Source organism: Rhizobium sp. Leaf384 (assembly GCF_001424065.1).
Classification (GTDB): Bacteria; Pseudomonadota; Alphaproteobacteria; order Rhizobiales; family Rhizobiaceae; genus Ferranicluibacter.
In genome coordinates, this window is the sequence record NZ_LMQE01000005.1 from 660,727 (window position 1) to 677,525 (window position 16,799).

Below are 16,799 nucleotides of genomic sequence, written 5' to 3' on the forward strand. Positions count from 1 at the left end.
TTTCAGCATGCCGCGTCCCCTTCGTATCGCCCCTTCCATTCTCGCTTCGAATTTCGCGCGGCTCGGCGACGAGGTCCGCGACGTTGTCGCCGCGGGGGCGGATTGGGTGCATCTGGACGTGATGGACGGGCATTTCGTTCCCAACATCACCTTCGGGCCCGACGTCGTGAAGGCGTTGCGCCCTCTGACCGATGCCACCTTCGACTGCCATCTGATGATCGCCCCGGCCGACCCCTATCTCGAAGCCTTCGCCAAGGCGGGATGCGACAGCATCACCGTGCATGCGGAAGCGGGGCTGCATCTCCACCGCTCGCTGCAGACCATCCGCAACCTCGGGAAAAGAGCCGGCGTCGCCATCAATCCGGCAACGCCGGAAGCAACCATCGCGTATTTGCTGGACACGGTGGATCTGGTGCTGGTGATGACCGTGAACCCCGGCTTCGGCGGCCAGACGCTGATTGCACCGACGCTCGACAAGATCCGCCGCGTCCGCGCGCTCGTCGGCGACCGTCCGATCGACATCGAAGTCGACGGCGGCATCACGGAGGCGACGATCGCGTCCGCCGCGGAGGCCGGGGCCAATGTCTTCGTCGCGGGCTCCGCGATCTATGGCGGGGGCTCCCCCGACGCCTACCGCACGGCCATTTCCAGCCTCCGGGCGCGGGCGGAAAGCGGCCGCGGATGACCGGAGACGGCGGCCCGGCGCGGCTGCCGCCGCTGCCGTCGAGACGCACCACGCGTCAGCGCCCTCGCCCGGCAGCCACCGCGCAGGAGCATGCCGGCCAAGGGGCAAGATCGCGAGCACGCTGGCTCGGCGCAAAACGGCATCTTCCTCTCGCGCCGCTGTGGGGCCTGGCGATGGCGCTCTGCGCCGTCACGTCGCTGCTCCTGCAGGGACGCATCGATACCGGACACAGTCTCGCGATCCTGGTCCTTTTCTTCTTCGGCGGCTCGCTCGCCTTTCCCGTCGCGGTCTTCGCCGCGCAGGCTCTGGGTTTCGGGCGCCGCGCCGAAACACGCTTTGCCGGCAGCTTCCTGTGTCTGACGCTCCTGACGATCGGCATCACGGGCATCCTCTTTGCCCTGCAGTACCGCCTGTTCTTTGCCCAATGGCACGCGCCCTTTGCCACGCGGATCTGGTTCTATCAGTTCGCCTTCACCGGCGCGGGCGCGATCTACCAGTTCATCGTCATGGGCATCCGCCTCTACCTGCCGCTCGGCCTCCCGGCTCTCCTCGGCATGAGCCTCTGGCTGACGCGCGTTCAGCGTTGAGCTTGCAGGCCATCTTTGATAGAGGCTCGGCCAACGATATCCGAGAGAAAGCTGACAGCCGATGATCCCCCGCTATTCCCGGCCGGAAATGGTCGCCATCTGGTCGCCCGAGTCCAAGTTCCGCATCTGGTTCGAAATCGAGGCCCACGCCTGCGACGCCCTCGCCGACCTCGGCGTCATCCCCAAGGAGGCTGCCCGGACCATCTGGGAAAAAGGCGGCGCCGCCACCTTCGACGTCGATCGCATCGACGAGATCGAGGCCGTGACCAAGCATGACGTGATCGCCTTCCTCACGCATCTGGCCGAAATCGTCGGGCCCGATGCCCGTTTCGTGCACCAGGGCATGACGTCGTCGGATGTGCTCGACACCTGCTTCTCCGTCCAGCTCGTCAAGGCGACGGACCTGCTTCTCGCCGACATGGACCGCCTGCTGGAGGCCCTGAAGCGTCGCGCGTTCGAGCACAAGGACACGGTCACCATCGGCCGTTCGCACGGCATCCATGCCGAACCCACGACATTCGGCGTCAAGCTGGCACTGGCCTATGCCGAGTTCGAACGCTGCCGGGCCCGTCTCGTGGCCGCACGCGAGGAAATCGCGACCTGCGCCATCTCGGGCGCCGTCGGAACCTTTGCCAACATCGACCCGCGCGTCGAGGAGCATGTCGCGGCGGCCCTCGGGCTGAAGCCGGAGCCGGTCTCCACGCAGGTCATCCCGCGCGATCGTCACGCCATGTACTTCTCCATCCTCGGCGTCATCGCCTCCTCGGTGGAACGCGTCGCAACGGAGATCCGTCACCTTCAGCGCACCGAAGTGCTGGAAGCCGAAGAGTATTTCTCTCCGGGCCAGAAGGGCTCGTCAGCCATGCCGCACAAGCGCAACCCGGTCCTGACCGAGAACCTCACCGGCCTTGCCCGCATGGTCCGCGCCTTCTCCATCCCGGCCATGGAAAACGTGGCACTCTGGCACGAGCGCGATATCTCGCACTCGTCGGTGGAGCGCATGATCGGTCCGGATGCGACCGTCACGCTCGACTTCGCACTGGCGCGCCTGACCAACGTCATCGACAAACTGCTGGTCTACCCCGACAACATGATGGGCAACCTCAACAAGTTCCGGGGCCTCGTCCACTCGCAGCGCGTTCTTCTCGCCCTTACGCAGGCCGGCGCGTCGCGCGAGGACGCCTATCGCCTGGTCCAGCGCAATGCGATGCGCGTCTGGGAACAGGGCAAGGACTTCCTGGAAGAGCTTCTCGCCGACGAAGAGGTCCGCGGCTATCTGCCGGAGGAGAACATTCGCGAGAAGTTCGATCTCGGCTACCACACCAAGCACGTCGACACGATCTTCCGCCGCGTGTTCGGCTGACCGATCCGACGCAAAGGCGTGCCAGAAACGACGGAACGGCCGCGTTCGATAGAATGCGACCGTTCCCCGCAAGGCTTCCGTGATGGTTTTTGCTTAATCTGCAACTCTGGACAAACAGAGAGGCTGAGAGGAGCACACGAGACATGCCGGCACAATTGGGGATGGAGCGCGAGACGCGGTCCCGCGTCAAACTGGTGGGCCGCGTGACGTGCCGGGACAAGGCCAGCGGCGCGACCGTGACCGACCTGTCCGACGCGGGCATGAGCTTGCAGCTCACCTACGACATCCAGGCGACCCAAGGCCAGAATGTCGTCATCGAAACCGAAGAACTCGGTCGCCTGAACGGCTCGGTCCAGTGGACGCGCGGCAACCAGATCGGCGTTCGCCTGATCACATCGTCGAACACGAGCGCGAAGATCGCCTCCTTCTACAAGTTTTTCCGCTAATCACCCGTCTCCCGGAGCGAAAGCCGCCTGTCCGGCCCCATCGTGGGTCTTGACAAGAAAACCGTGCCGCCTCACATCGCGACATCATGAAAGCTTCGGAAGCAGATATTCTCATCGTTCCCGGATACACCAATTCGGGCCCCGATCATTGGCAGACCCGCTGGGAGAGCAAGCTCGCCTCCGCGCGCCGCGTCGAACAGGCGGAATGGGTCAAGCCCGTCCGTGAGGACTGGGTGGCGCGCATGAACGAGGAAATCGCGGCCGCGACGAAGCCGGTGGTCATCGTCGCCCACTCACTCGGCGTCGCCACCGCGGTGCATGCGATCTCCAAGGAAAACCAGCACAAGATCGCCGGCGCCTTCTTCGTCGCGCCGCCGGATGTCGAAAACCCAAGAATCCGTCCGAAACACCTGATGACCTTCGGGCCATATCCGCGCGATCCGCTCCCCTTTCCGTCGATGATCGTCGCCAGCCGCAACGATCATTTCGGCTCCTACGAGCATGCTGGCGACATCGCCAACGCCTGGGGATCGATCCTCGTCGACGCGGGCGAGTCGGGCCATCTCAATGCGGAATCCGGCCACGGACCCTGGCCGGAGGGAACGATGGTGTTCGCGCAGTTCCTCAGTCGCCTGAAGCCGCCGACGACGACGATCTGACGGCCTTGACTTACCCTGATAACTCGGTGAAGCCTGACGTCCGGTGAAGTGCTTGCGGGCGACCCTGTCCAGGGCATCGTTCCCCAGGCGGGGCGGACCTGGATGTGACGAGCGAACCAAGCACGGGGGAAAGCGAGGACGGCGGATCGGGCTCCGATCGCGGTCCCGCAGACGATATTGCCCGCCGGCTGAGGCTGGCCCTCGATGTGTCCAAGATCGGTGTGTTCGACGCCGACCTGGAGACCGGTCGCGTCAAGCGCGATGCCGCCCTCATGCAGATCTTCGGCTACAGCGAGCAGCCGCACGAAGACGAGGGCGACGTCCTTGAAAAAACGCTTCACCCGGATGATCGCGATCGCGCATGGGCGACGATCGACGCTGGGATTGCCTCGGGCGAGCCCTTCTACAATGCCTTTCGTATCGTCCGGCCGGACGGGGCGGTTCGCCATATCCGGTCCCGGTCCGTCACCTTCAGCGACAGCAAGGGGCACCGACGCCTATTGGGCGCCAATTGGGACGCGACCGACGACGTCATGCTCCAGCAAAACCTCGAACAGGCGCGGGCGCTTGCAGAATCCCGCTACGAAGCGCTGGAGGGCGCGTGGCGGGAAATCGAACGGAGGGCGTTGCAGGACCAGCTGACGGGCCTTTCGAACCGGCACGCTCTTCTGCTGCATCTCGATCGTCTTTCGGCCGAGCCGCCTCCCCGTGCCCGGCACGCGGTCCTGCAGATCGACCTGTCCCGCTTCAAGGAGATCAACGACACGCTTGGACACCGGGCGGGCGACGCGGCCATCATCTGCGTTGCCGGCCGGCTCGCGGCTCTGCGCAACGAAGGAGAATGCCTCGCCCGCATCAGTGGCGACGAGTTCGCGCTCGTCCTGACGGCCGGCAGCCGATCCGAGGACGCGGCGCACTTGGCGGACGAGATCGCGCGGAGCCTCGAGCAGCCGATCCCGTGCGAGGGCCATCTCTTTCGATGCGGGGTCAGCGTCGGGGTCGCCTGGACCGGCGACGCGGTCGACGGCCCCCAGGCGCTGATCAACGCGGCGACCGCGCTCTCCGCGGCCAAGTCCCGCAAGGGCAGCCGGACCGTGCTCTTCACGTCGGAACTCGACGCGCGGAACCGCGCGATCAAGCAGACTGCGGACGACATCCTGCGCGGCGTGGCGGAAGACGCTTTCCTTCCATTCTATCAGCTGCAATTCGACGCCCGGACGCTGGAGGTCTGCGGCGTGGAGACCCTTGCCCGCTGGCAGCACCCTCAGCACGGAATCCTGACCCCCGAGCGTTTCCTCAAGATCGCCGAGGATATCGACGTCATGTGGCGCATCGACCGGACTCTGGCCAAGAAGGCGAGCGCCGATTTTCTGCGCTGGCGCGCAGACGGCCTCCGTATCGACCGCCTCTCGCTCAACGTGTCCGCCCGCCGCCTTCTCGATCCGCAGCTGCTTTTAGACGTCCCGACGAGAGACCTTCCGAAAGGAACCATCGTTTTCGAAGTGCTCGAATCGATCTTTCTGGACGTGCTCGACGACGACATGGCGAAAGCCATCAGCCGGATCCGCAAGGCCGGCGTTGCGATCGAAATCGACGACTTCGGGACCGGCCACGCCTCCGTTCTCGGTCTCACGACCCTTCGCCCGAAACGCCTGAAAATCGATCGGGCCCTGATCGCCCCGGTGACGCGCGACGACCGGCAGCGCCGCCTCATCGCCGCCATCATCGAAATGGGCCACGCTCTGGACATCGAGATCGTCGCCGAAGGCGTGGAGACCATGGCCCAGGTGCATCTGCTTCAGACCATGGGTTGCGACGTGCTCCAGGGCTTCGCCCTCGCCCGCCCCATGGATGCCGCAACCCTCGAGGCCTTCCTGCGGACGAAGGCGCTGGAAAAACGGCCGCAGCCATGAGCGACCAGCCTCGATCGCTCGGCTTCCATCATCCCCGTTATGTCCTCAACGCAGGCCTGCAATGCCGCCCGGGCGTCGCCGTCCCCCGCCGAGAGATGAGACGCCGATTGTGAAACGGTTTCTTTTCCGCTATGGACCCGGGAGAAGATCATGCCCGAACTGCATCAACGAAAAGGCGCATCTCCCAGCGCCTGCAACAATAAGAGACAGAGTCTATGAACCGTCGCCGCCGAATCTATGAAGGCAAGGCCAAGATCCTTTATGAGGGCCCGGAGCCAGGCACGCTGATCCAGTTCTTCAAGGACGACGCAACCGCTTTCAACAAGAAGAAGCATGACGTCATCGACGGCAAGGGCGTTCTGAACAACCGGATCTCGGAATACATCTTCACGCACTTGAACCGGATCGGCATCCCGACGCATTTCATCCGCCGTTTGAACATGCGCGAACAGCTGATCAAGGAAGTCGAGATCATTCCGCTCGAGATCGTCGTGCGCAACGTCGCGGCCGGCTCCCTCTCCAAGCGTCTCGGCATCGAGGAAGGCACCGTGCTGCCGCGCTCGATCATCGAGTTCTACTACAAGGCCGATGCCCTCGACGATCCCATGGTCTCCGAAGAGCACATCACGGCCTTCGGCTGGGCGAGCCCGCAGGAGCTGGACGACGTGATGGCGCTGGCCATTCGCGTCAACGACTTCCTGACCGGCCTGTTTCTGGGCGTCGGCATCCAGCTGGTCGATTTCAAGATCGAGTGCGGACGCCTGTTCGAAGGCGACATGATGCGCATCATCCTGGCCGACGAGATTTCGCCGGACAGCTGCCGCCTCTGGGACGTCGAGACCAAGGAAAAGATGGACAAGGATCGTTTCCGTCGCGACATGGGCGGTCTGGTCGAAGCCTATCAGGAAGTCGCCCGCCGTCTCGGCATCATGAACGAGAACGAGCCGCCGCGCGGTTCGGGTCCGGTTCTGGTCAAGTAAGCCGCCAGAGCCCGAGAGCATCCAGTTTCGAGGAAGACGAAAGTGATCACCGCACGCGTAACTGTCACGCTGAAGAACGGCGTACTCGACCCGCAGGGGAAGGCCATCGAAGGCGCCCTCGGCGCCCTCGGTTTTGACGGCGTCGGCCAGGTTCGCCAGGGCAAGGTGTTCGACCTCCAGGTCGACACCGACGACCGAGCGAAAGCCGAAACCGACGTAAAAGCCATGTGCGACAAGCTGTTGGCAAACACCGTGATCGAGAACTATACTATCTCCCTCGACTGAAGGTTGCGGGAGCGTGGCATGACGAACGTCACGAACGAACGGATGTACGAACTCCTGAAGCAGATGAATGGCGATCTATCGCACACCAGACATGCCGTAACGGAGCTGAAGAGCGAGATGCAGAGCATGCGTGGCACGCTTGTGTCGGTTCAGCAGGACATTCACAACATCGGCGGGATCCTCGGACGCCACGAGACCCGTCTCGACCGCATTGAAAACCGCCTCGAGCTGCGCGAACTCGCCGAGGCAAAGTCAAGGTTCGATCCGCAGCCATGAAGTCCGCCGTCGTTCAGCTCCCCGGTCTCAATCGCGACCGTGACATGATCACCGCCCTCACCATGATCTCCGGCAAGCCGCCGGTCACCGTCTGGCAGACGGAAACCGAGATCCCGGATGTCGATCTGATCGTCATTCCCGGCGGTTTCTCCTATGGCGATTACTTGCGCTGCGGCGCCATCGCCGCGCGCATGCCGGTCATGCAGGCGATCAAGGCCAAGGCGGAACAGGGCGTCCGGGTGCTCGGTGTCTGCAACGGCTTCCAGATCCTGCTCGAAGCCGGCCTGCTGCCGGGCGCGCTGATGCGCAACGCCTCGCTGAAGTTCGTCTGCAAGGAGATCAAGCTCGAGGTCATCAACGCCGCCACGGACTTCACCCGCGCCTATGCGGAAGGCCAGATCATCCGCTGCCCCGTCGCGCATCACGATGGCAACTATTTCGCCGATGCGGAAACGCTGAAGGCGATCGAAGGGGACGGCCAGGTGGTGTTCCGCTATGCGGCCGGCACCAATCCGAACGGGTCGATGAACGATATCGCCGCCGTGACAAACGCCCGCGGCAACGTTCTCGGCATGATGCCGCATCCGGAAAACCTGATCGAGGCCGCGCATGGTGGCTCCGACGGCCGCGCCCTGTTCGCCTCCGCTCTCGACGTCATTGCGGCCTGATTTTCCGGCCGCAACCCTTTCCGACACAGCTGCCGGATCGCCCGGCTTATATCGAGATCCAGCGATGAATCCTGCCTGCCTCTCCTCCATCGCTGCCGCCATCGCGGCGCTGCTGTCCGGCTGCCAGTCTGCACCCGCGCCCGCACCGGTCCGCAATGTCGCAGCACTGCCGACCATGGAGCGCATCGCCCTCAGTGCCAATGCGTGCTGGTTCAAATCGGGCGACGCCGCCTTCAAGCCCTATCGCCTCGCGCCGGAGCTGAACTCCTTTTCGGGACGTCCGCGCATCCTGCTCGTCAAGCGCAACAATCCGGAAGCCCGCCCCCTCGCGGTCATCCAGGCCGAGGGCCACCCGGCCAAGGTCGATGCCTTCGGCCCGCTGTTCAACGAACCGATCGGGGTGCGCATGACAGGTGACGTGAAGCGCTGGATGAACGGCGACAAGGGCTGCTGACACCGCCATCGTCACGGCCATCGTCACGGGCCCGTCGATCCGGCGCCACGGGGCGTGCGGCGATCGTCCGTCTGCGGACATCGATCCCGGTCATCGACAGGCGTTCGACAAGGCCTCCGAGCCGCCTCGTGACCATGGGCGCGGCGACAGGACAGTGCCGATTCACGATACCCTCTCCTTGACGAACGCGGACGATTCGAGCTCCGCGCGAACGTCCCGGCGCGTCAGGCCGATATCCTTCAGCTGATCGTCCGTCAGTTCCCTGAGGACGAGCCGCCCGGCGCGCTTCATCCGCCAGTGCACAAACCTTTCCCAGATCCGCGCGAGTCGGCCCTGTTCCGCCATGGGCGGAGCGGAGAGCATATCGCCGTCGGAGCGAAACAGCCGCTCACGCCGATATCCATCTGGAAATAATGTATCAATTGTATCGTTATAGCTTTGCTGTGACATGATTGACCTCGGAAGCTTTGAATTGTACGGGCACGACAATCAATACAGTTGACAGATACAATCCGGCAATGTCATTATTGTTACCATGACAAACTGGCTCCCTGACCTCTCTGCCGGCGATGGACCGCTCTATCTCAGGCTCGCCCAATCGATCGAGGCCGCGATCGACAGTGGTGTTCTGCCGCCGGGCGAAAAGCTCCCCGCGCAGCGCAATCTCGCCTTCGATGTCGGCGTGACATTGGGCACGGTCAGCCGCGCCTATGCCTTGGTGCACGAACGCGGCCTGGTGGCCGGGGAAGTCGGGCGCGGCACCTATGTCCGCGAGCGGAAGCCGCACACCGAGACGGGCGCCACCGAGGTCCAATCCTTAGCCGGCACACAAACAGGGGACGCACCGGTCGGAAAGCTGCGATTCGATTCGACCGGAGCGCCGCAGGTCGGCCAGGCCGCCGCGATCGAGGAAATCCTGAAACAGGTCGCAACCGACCAGCCGACGGAAGTCTCCGAATACACCCGCTCGGCGCCGCTCCGCTGGCAGGAAGCAGGCATGATCTGGTTGTCGCGTGCCGGCTGGGAGCCCGACGCCGAGAGCATCGTGGCGACGCAAGGCGTCCATGCCGCCATCATCTCCGTCGTTGCGGCGGTGACGGCTCCGGGCGACCGGATCCTGTTTGAGAACCTGACCTATAGCCAGGTTGCCCGGGCGTTGAGCCTCATGGGCCGGCGCATCCTTGCGGGCGATACCGATGCGCAAGGTCTTGTGCCCGAGGATTTCGAACGCATCTGCCAGCAGCAGCATCCGGCCGTCGTCTTTCTAATGCCCACCTTGCATAATCCCACGCTCGCCGGGATGGACCGGGTCCGGCGGCAGAAGATTGCCGACATCGCGCAGCGGTACAATGTTCTCATGATCGAGGACGACATCTACGGCATCCTCATCGGCGACGCGCAGTCCATGCTCGCCTCCCTCGCCCCGGAGCGGACCTTCGTCGTCTCCGGCCTTTCGAAATCCGTGGGTCCGGGCGTTCGCGGCGGCTGGGTCTCCTGTCCCCGCCATTTCTCCGCCCGGGTCAAGATCGCCCATAAGATGCTGAGCGGCGGAACGGCCTTTCTGTTGGCCGAATGTGCCGCCAGGCTCGTTCTGTCCGGCGCAGCCCGGGAGATTCGAACGCGCGTCGTCGCCGAACTCGCCGCGCGGGAAACGCTGGCACGCGAGAGCCTCAAAGGGTACGACTTCCGTTCCCTGCCCCAGGTTCCCTTCCTCTGGCTGCACCTGCCGGAACCCTGGCTGTCCGGCACCTTCAAGGCGGCGGCCCTCGAGGCCGGCGTGATGATCGACGGCGAGGACGAGTTCAAGGCCGGCCGCTCCGACAAAGTGCATCACCGGGTGCGGATCGCCTTTTCCAATCATGGCCGTGACGACGTTCGACGCGGGTTCGAGCTGCTCCGGACCGTTCTCGACGGCGGTCTTGCCGGATATGACAGCGCCAGCTGAGCCGATGTCAGCACGCCGTCGACCCGCGTCGTTCACGAGCTTCGACCCCGTGGACCCCACGCGGGCCCGCCGAAAGCATCGCGCAGCCCCCTGGAAACGTGTGGGCATCGGGATATCGCTGAGGGTGCCTGCGTCTGGAAGACCGGTTTTGGAAAAGCAGCGTTTGCGGTGTTCCCGCGCCATTCTTCCGGTATTTTCCTGTCGCGCAACGGGCAGGCTTCGGCTAAGAACCGGCCAACGTCTCAGGGAACCTGCACATGGCCATCTCAAATGCCCGCCCGATCACGCCGGACCTCATTGCCTCCCACGGCCTGAAGCCGGATGAATACCAGCGCATCCTGGATCTGATCGGCCGCGAGCCGAGCTTTACCGAGCTCGGCATCTTCTCGGCCATGTGGAACGAGCATTGCTCCTACAAGTCCTCCAAGAAATGGCTGAAGACCCTGCCGACCAAGGGTCCGCGCGTCATCCAGGGCCCGGGCGAAAACGCGGGCGTCGTGGACATCGATGATGGCGACTGTGTCGTCTTCAAGATGGAGAGCCACAATCACCCCTCCTTCATCGAGCCCTATCAGGGCGCGGCCACCGGCGTCGGCGGCATTCTGCGCGACGTGTTCACCATGGGCGCCCGCCCGATCGCAGCCATGAATGCCCTGCGTTTTGGCGCGCCGGATCACCCGAAGACACGCCACCTCGTCTCCGGCGTTGTCGCCGGCGTCGGCGGCTATGGCAATTCCTTCGGCGTTCCCACGGTCGGCGGCGAGGTCGAGTTCGATGCGCGCTACAACGGCAACATCCTTGTCAACGCCTTTGCGGCGGGCCTTGCCAAGACCGATGCGATCTTCCTCTCGGAAGCCAAGGGCGTCGGCCTCCCCGTCGTCTATCTCGGCGCCAAGACCGGACGCGACGGCGTCGGCGGCGCGACGATGGCGTCTGCCGAGTTCGACGAATCGATCGAGGAAAAGCGCCCGACCGTTCAGGTCGGCGACCCCTTTACCGAAAAGTGCCTGCTCGAGGCCTGCCTTGAGCTGATGAAGACGGGCGCCGTCATCGCCATCCAGGACATGGGCGCCGCCGGCCTCACCTGCTCGGCGGTCGAGATGGGCGCCAAGGGCGATCTCGGCATCGAGCTGATCCTCGACCAGGTGCCCGTGCGCGAGGAGCGCATGACGGCCTATGAAATGATGCTGTCGGAAAGCCAGGAGCGCATGCTCATGGTGCTCGAGCCCTCCAAGGAAGAGGTCGCCAAGGCGATCTTCGTGAAATGGGGTCTGGATTTCGCCATCGTCGGCAAGACGACGGACGACCTGCGGTTCCGGGTGCTGCACCAGGGCGAGGAGGTCGCCAACCTGCCGATCAAGGAACTGGGCGACGAGGCGCCGGAATACGACCGTCCCTGGACACCGGCAAAGGTGCCGGCTCCGCTGGCCGCCGACGACATTCCCCAGGCCGATATCGCCGAGGCCTTGCTGACGCTCGTGGGATCTCCCAACAATGCCTCGCGCCGCTGGGTCTACGAGCAGTACGACACGCTGATCCAGGGCAACTCGCTGCAGCTGCCGGGCGGCGATGCCGGCGTCGTCCGCGTCGAGGGCCACGCCACCAAGGCTCTGGCCTTCTCGTCCGACGTGACGCCCCGCTATGTCGAGGCCGACGCCTTCGAAGGCGGCAAGCAGGCTGTTGCCGAATGCTGGCGCAACATGACCGCCACCGGCGCCCTGCCGCTGGCCGCCACGGACAACCTGAATTTCGGCAATCCGGAAAAGCCGGAGATCATGAGCCAGCTGGTCCACGCCATCAAGGGCATCGGCGAAGCCTGCCGGGCACTCGACTTCCCGATCGTCTCCGGCAACGTCTCTCTCTACAATGAAACGCATGGCCAGGCGATCCTGCCGACCCCGACGATTGCGGGCGTCGGCCTGATCGACGACTGGTCGACGATGGCGCGCATCCGCTTTGCCGCGGAAGGCCAGACGATCCTGCTGGTCGGCGCACCGGTCGAGCTCGGCACCCACCTCGCCCAGTCGGTCTATCTGCGCGACATTCACGGCCGCACCGATGGTCCGCCGCCGTCTGTGGATCTTGCGCTCGAGCGCAGGTCGGGCGACTTCGTCCGCGAACTCATCCGCGATCGCCTTGCAACCGCCGTGCATGACTGCTCGTCGGGGGGCCTTGCCCTGGCGGTTGCCGAAATGGCGATCGCCTCCGATATCGGCGCCGTCATCGATCCGGTCGAGGGCCGCGATCCGATCCCCGTCTTCTTCGGCGAGGACCAGGCCCGCTACGTCGTGACGGTCAAGGCGGACGACGTGGAGGAAATCCAGAAGATCGCCGAACTCCGCGGCGTTCACGCGCCCGTCATCGGCCGCACGGGCGGCGCAACCGTGACGCTCGGAACGGCGCGCGCCGTGCCGATCGAACGATTGCAAAAGGCCCATGAATCGTGGTTCCCTGACTTCATGTCCGGCGCACTGCCGGCGACCGAATAAGCCAGGGCAGACCGAACGGTCGAGCGGGCACGGGAACAAGGAGGACACCACATGCCGATGAAACCGGGCGATATCGAAGACATGATCAGAACCGGCATTCCCGGCGCGCAGGTCACAATCCGCGATCTCGCCGGCGACGGCGATCATTATGCCGCCGAGGTCGTGGCCGAGGCGTTCCGTGGCAAGAGCCGCGTGCAGCAGCACCAGATGGTCTACAACGCGCTTCAGGGCAACATGGGCGGCGTGCTCCATGCCCTGGCGCTGCAAACCTCGATCCCGGAGTAAGCGCGTGGCAGGCCTGATCAAGCTCCTGATGGCCGGCGTGGTCGACGGCGTCTTGAAGGAGATCCTGAAGAAGAGCGGCACCGGCCCGACGAAACGCGCGAAACGGCAAGCCCGCACGCCGACCGGCATGGTCACCGACCTCGTCAAGGAGGCCATCGTCAAGGCCGTGGCGCCGAAGAAGCAGGTGAGCCGCAAGCGGACAGCGGCCGCGCGCAGCAAGCAGAAGCGGGGCTGAACCGCGTTCGGGCGACGAGAGGCAAAGCCTGCCGGGCGGAAATGTCACCCAGTTTTTTTGCCACAACGGGTGAAACCTGCGTGGCGGCATGCTATGTGAAGGGTTATCGACACCCGTCCTTGAAACGGGACAGAGAAGGAATTCCAGTATGAGCGGTATCACCGATTTCATCGACAATGAGGTCAAGACCAACGACATCGTGCTTTTCATGAAGGGCACCCCGCAGTTTCCGCAGTGCGGCTTCTCCGGTCAGGTCGTGCAGATTCTCGATTACCTCGGCGTCGACTACAAGGGCGTCAACGTGCTGGCCGATGCGGACCTGCGTCAGGGCATCAAGGATTATTCGAACTGGCCGACAGTTCCCCAGCTCTACGTCAAGGGCGAGTTCATCGGCGGCTGCGACATCGTCCGCGAAATGTTCCAGGCCGGCGAACTCCAGACCCATCTCCAGGAAAACGGCGTCGAGGTCAAAGCCTCGGCCTGATAAGGCCTGCGTCTGAAATGCTCCGATCCCCGGCCCTGCGCCGGGGTCGTTGTTTGAGGACCGCTCGTCTGTTCGCGGCTCGTGAAGCGCGCGCCATGCGCGACGTTTTCGCCGCCGCGTCAAAAGATGGTCCCTCAAAGTAAGTCGTCACCATTCTGTTGCCGGATTGCGCTATCGAAGCCCGGAGGCGCGCGATATGCTCGGCGTCGGGTTCCGAATCACGCGTTGACCCGGCCTCCTCCGAGAATGACCGGGCAGCAGCGACGCCTCCCATCTTTGCCGGCTTCCGGCAGATTTCGTATTAAAGCGCTATAGGCCGGAGATCCTGGGGATCGCGCGTGACCTATGGCCGAACGTCCGGCCGATGCGCGGCGCTGCTGCGTGCTCCTGTCGGATCGCCTGCCGCGCAGCGGCGGGATGGAAGGACACTTGAGAATGACGTCCACGACCGAGACCGCCGCTCCGGAATCCGCTATCGCGATGCCGTTGTCGAAGGGCCAGTTCATCACCATCATGGCCATGCTGATGTCGATCAACGCCTTGTCGATCGACATGATGCTGCCCGGCCTGCAGCAGATCGGGCAAAGCCTCGGCGTGGTCGATGAGAACAGCCGCCAATTCGTGATCACCTCCTACCTGATCGGCATGGGCAGCGCCCAGCTGTTCTTCGGGCCGCTCTCCGACCGGTTCGGCCGCAAGGTGCCGCTGATCGCCGGCCTCATGATCTACGCGCTGTGCGCGCTCGCCATCGTCTTCGTTCCAAGCTTCGGCGCTCTCTTGGCGCTGCGCTTCGTGCAGGGCCTCGGCGCGGCCGCCACACGCGTCATCAGCGTGTCCATCGTGCGCGACATCTACGGCGGGCGCATGATGGCAGAGGTCATGTCCCTCGTCATGATGGTCTTCATGGTCGTGCCGGTCATCGCGCCGAGCATCGGCCAGCTCGTCATGCTCTTTGCCGAGTGGCACATGATCTTCCTGGTCATCGCCGTCTATGCGACCTTCGCGACGGTCCTCGTCATGCTGTATCTGCCGGAAACGCTGACGGACGAGCGCCGTCGCCCGTTCACGGTCAAGGGCATCGCAGCCTCCTTCGCCATCGTGCTCGGCAACCGCACGGCGCTCTGTTACGCGCTCGCCATCTCCTTCATCTTCGGCGCGTTGTTCGGCTTCATCAATTCGGCCCAGCAGGTCATGGTCGGCGTGTTTGGCCTCGGCAATTATTTCCCGCTGGTCTTTGCCTGCTTCGCCGGCCTGATGGCCGTGGCATCCTTCACGAATTCGCGCCTCGTCGGCCGATACGGCATGCACCGCGTATCCCACATCGCGCTGCTGCTCTTCGTCGTCGCGAGCGCCGTCTGGGCGGTCTTTTCTGCGGCAGGCTTCCTGCCGTTCTGGCTGTTCGCCATCCTCTACGGCAGCGCCATGTTCCAGTTCGGGCTGATCGGCGCCAACTTCAATGCCATGGCGATGGAGCCGCTCGGCCATGTCGCGGGAACAGCCTCGTCCGTGATCGGCTTCATGCAGACCATCGGCGGTGCGCTGATCGGCGCGATGATCGGCCAGGCCTTCGACGGCACGGTGACGCCGCTCGCATTCGGCTTCCTCTCGGTCGCCATCATCGGCCTCTTCTTCGTGCTTCTCGCCGAGCGCGGCCGCCTGTTTTCCTCCGATCACCATCACCCCGCCGGCTGACCCGTCACCGCCAGAAATCGAGTCCCGTATGTCCACGCCCCCTCTGCCACCACTGCCGCAAGGCTCGCAACGCATCGGACTCGGTTTCCGCGAGTTCGTCGTCACCATCGCCCTGATGACGGCGAGCATCGCGATCGCCATCGACAGCATGCTCCCCGCCTTGCCGCATATTGCAAGCTCCCTCAACGTCACCAATGCGAACGATGCGCAGCTCGTGATCGCCGTCTACTTCTTCGGCTTCGGCTTCGCCCAGCTCGTCTTCGGCAGCCTTGCGGATGCGTTCGGCCGGCGGTCCATCCTGCTGCTCGGTCTGGCCATCTTCACGGTCACGACCTTTGCCGCCGCCTGGACGGAGAGCTTCACCGCCCTCCTCGCCTTCCGCTTCGCGCAGGGCGTCGGCGGGGCGGCCATCCGCATCACGACGACCGCCATCACGCGCGACTGCTTCGACGGTCGGGAGATGGCGCGGGTCATGTCCTACATCATGATCGTCTTCATGCTGGTGCCCATCCTCGCGCCGTCCTTCGGCCAGGCCGTCCTCACCTATGCCGACTGGCACTGGATCTTCCTGCTGCTCGGCGTGATCGGCGCCATTCTCTTCGTCTGGGCGAGCATGCGCATGCGGGAATCGCTGCCTGTGGCGGAGCGTCTGCCCCTGTCGGTCGCGGCCATTTCCGGCGGCTTCCGCACGGTCCTGACCAATCGCGTCACCTGCGGCTACATGCTCGGCCTCACGCTGTTCACCGCCGTCATCTGCACGTTCATCGTCACCGTGCAGCAGATTTTCGGGACGGTCTACGGGCTCGGGGATTGGCTGCCGATCGCTTTCGCGGGAACGGCCTCCGGCATCGCGGTCGCGAACTTCGCCAATGGCTACTTCGTCCGCCGCTTCGGCATGCGCCGCATCTCGCATGCCGGCATGATCGTCTTTACCCTGCTCGGGATGCTGGCCGTCGCGGTTGCGCTGTTCGGCACGCCGTCCTTCCTCTTCACCTATCTGATGCTCAGCGTCATGCTGATGTTCTTCGCCGTCATCACGACGAACTTCACCGCCATCTGCCTCGAGCCCATGGGGCACATTGCCGGCACGGCCACCGCCGTCACCGGCTTCGTCTCCACAACGGGCGGCGCCCTCCTCGGCGGCATGATCGGCCAGATGTTCGACGGGACGGTGCGCCCGCTTTTCGTTGGCTTCGCCCTCTTCGGCCTCTTCACCATCCTGGCTGTCTTCTGGGCCGAACGCGGCCAGCTGTTCACCCATCCGGGCGACGAGCCGGACATGGAACCGGGCATGGGCGGGCACTGAACCACTCGACACCGCGACGCAAAAAGGGCAGCCCGTTGGCTGCCCTT

The 16,799-nt window shown here is 64.3% G+C and carries 19 protein-coding genes; 18 read left to right on the top strand and 1 reads right to left on the bottom strand.

Annotated elements, in window-relative coordinates; all coding sequences use genetic code 11:
* The first annotated feature begins 7 nt into the window (after window positions 1-7).
* From rpe to ASG25_RS11570, 11 genes are all read left to right on the top strand, one after another.
* Window positions 8-685, top strand: a complete 678-nt coding sequence (rpe, locus tag ASG25_RS11520) for a ribulose-phosphate 3-epimerase (protein WP_062473625.1) — start codon at window positions 8-10, stop codon at window positions 683-685.
* Window positions 682-1,272: a hypothetical protein gene (locus tag ASG25_RS11525; protein WP_156379738.1), complete on the top strand. Its 591-nt coding sequence runs from the start codon at window positions 682-684 to the stop codon at window positions 1,270-1,272. The genes rpe and ASG25_RS11525 overlap by 4 nt, the downstream gene beginning before the upstream one ends.
* A 61-nt stretch (window positions 1,273-1,333) precedes the next feature.
* Window positions 1,334-2,635: an adenylosuccinate lyase gene (gene purB, locus ASG25_RS11530; protein ID WP_062473627.1), complete on the top strand. Its 1,302-nt coding sequence runs from the start codon at window positions 1,334-1,336 to the stop codon at window positions 2,633-2,635.
* Window positions 2,636-2,778: 143 nt separating this feature from the next.
* Window positions 2,779-3,081, top strand: a complete 303-nt coding sequence (locus ASG25_RS11535; protein ID WP_156379739.1) for a PilZ domain-containing protein — start codon at window positions 2,779-2,781, stop codon at window positions 3,079-3,081.
* A gap of 86 nt (window positions 3,082-3,167) precedes the next feature.
* A complete protein-coding gene (locus ASG25_RS11540; protein WP_062473630.1) occupies window positions 3,168-3,740 on the top strand; it encodes an alpha/beta hydrolase in 573 nt (190 codons plus the stop codon).
* 104 nt (window positions 3,741-3,844) lie between these two features.
* Window positions 3,845-5,653: an EAL domain-containing protein gene (locus ASG25_RS11545; RefSeq protein ID WP_062473632.1), complete on the top strand. Its 1,809-nt coding sequence runs from the start codon at window positions 3,845-3,847 to the stop codon at window positions 5,651-5,653.
* A gap of 215 nt (window positions 5,654-5,868) precedes the next feature.
* The gene (purC, locus tag ASG25_RS11550) at window positions 5,869-6,633 is read left to right on the top strand and encodes a phosphoribosylaminoimidazolesuccinocarboxamide synthase (RefSeq protein WP_062473634.1); all 765 of its coding nucleotides are present in this window, start codon (window positions 5,869-5,871) and stop codon (window positions 6,631-6,633) included.
* Window positions 6,634-6,675: 42 nt separating this feature from the next.
* Complete coding sequence (gene purS / locus ASG25_RS11555) at window positions 6,676-6,918, top strand: phosphoribosylformylglycinamidine synthase subunit PurS (protein ID WP_062473636.1); 243 nt, start codon at window positions 6,676-6,678, stop codon at window positions 6,916-6,918.
* Window positions 6,919-6,936: 18 nt separating this feature from the next.
* Window positions 6,937-7,194: a hypothetical protein gene (locus ASG25_RS11560; RefSeq protein ID WP_062473638.1), complete on the top strand. Its 258-nt coding sequence runs from the start codon at window positions 6,937-6,939 to the stop codon at window positions 7,192-7,194.
* Complete coding sequence (purQ, locus tag ASG25_RS11565; RefSeq protein ID WP_062473640.1) at window positions 7,191-7,862, top strand: phosphoribosylformylglycinamidine synthase subunit PurQ; 672 nt, start codon at window positions 7,191-7,193, stop codon at window positions 7,860-7,862. The genes ASG25_RS11560 and purQ overlap by 4 nt, the downstream gene beginning before the upstream one ends.
* A 64-nt stretch (window positions 7,863-7,926) precedes the next feature.
* Window positions 7,927-8,316 carry a hypothetical protein gene (locus ASG25_RS11570; protein WP_062473642.1) on the top strand — a complete coding sequence of 130 codons (390 nt, stop codon included), beginning with the start codon at window positions 7,927-7,929 and terminating at the stop codon, window positions 8,314-8,316.
* A 162-nt stretch (window positions 8,317-8,478) separates the two neighbouring features.
* On the opposite strand, the gene ASG25_RS11575 is transcribed toward ASG25_RS11570, so the two are convergent.
* Complete coding sequence (locus tag ASG25_RS11575; RefSeq protein WP_062473644.1) at window positions 8,479-8,679, bottom strand: DUF1127 domain-containing protein; 201 nt, start codon at window positions 8,677-8,679, stop codon at window positions 8,479-8,481.
* 172 nt (window positions 8,680-8,851) lie between these two features.
* Between ASG25_RS11575 and ASG25_RS11580 the strand changes: the two genes are divergently transcribed.
* The 7 genes from ASG25_RS11580 (at window position 8,852) to ASG25_RS11610 (ending at window position 16,752) form a co-directional block, all read left to right on the top strand.
* Window positions 8,852-10,261 (top strand): PLP-dependent aminotransferase family protein, encoded by a 1,410-nt coding sequence (locus ASG25_RS11580; protein WP_062473646.1) that lies wholly within the window; start codon window positions 8,852-8,854, stop codon window positions 10,259-10,261.
* A 257-nt stretch (window positions 10,262-10,518) separates the two neighbouring features.
* On the top strand, window positions 10,519-12,750 hold the full coding sequence (gene purL / locus ASG25_RS11585) for a phosphoribosylformylglycinamidine synthase subunit PurL (RefSeq protein ID WP_062473648.1): 2,232 nt from the start codon (window positions 10,519-10,521) through the stop codon (window positions 12,748-12,750).
* 51 nt (window positions 12,751-12,801) lie between these two features.
* Entirely contained in the window at window positions 12,802-13,035 is a 234-nt protein-coding gene (locus ASG25_RS11590) for a BolA family transcriptional regulator (protein WP_062473650.1), read from the top strand.
* Between the two features lie 4 nt (window positions 13,036-13,039).
* Window positions 13,040-13,270, top strand: a complete 231-nt coding sequence (locus ASG25_RS11595) for a hypothetical protein (protein ID WP_062473652.1) — start codon at window positions 13,040-13,042, stop codon at window positions 13,268-13,270.
* 148 nt (window positions 13,271-13,418) lie between these two features.
* The gene (gene grxD, locus ASG25_RS11600) at window positions 13,419-13,754 is read left to right on the top strand and encodes a Grx4 family monothiol glutaredoxin (protein ID WP_062473654.1); all 336 of its coding nucleotides are present in this window, start codon (window positions 13,419-13,421) and stop codon (window positions 13,752-13,754) included.
* Between the two features lie 435 nt (window positions 13,755-14,189).
* On the top strand, window positions 14,190-15,446 hold the full coding sequence (locus ASG25_RS11605) for a multidrug effflux MFS transporter (RefSeq protein ID WP_062474526.1): 1,257 nt from the start codon (window positions 14,190-14,192) through the stop codon (window positions 15,444-15,446).
* 28 nt (window positions 15,447-15,474) lie between these two features.
* The gene (locus ASG25_RS11610; protein WP_062473656.1) at window positions 15,475-16,752 is read left to right on the top strand and encodes a multidrug effflux MFS transporter; all 1,278 of its coding nucleotides are present in this window, start codon (window positions 15,475-15,477) and stop codon (window positions 16,750-16,752) included.
* Window positions 16,753-16,799 lie beyond the last annotated feature (47 nt).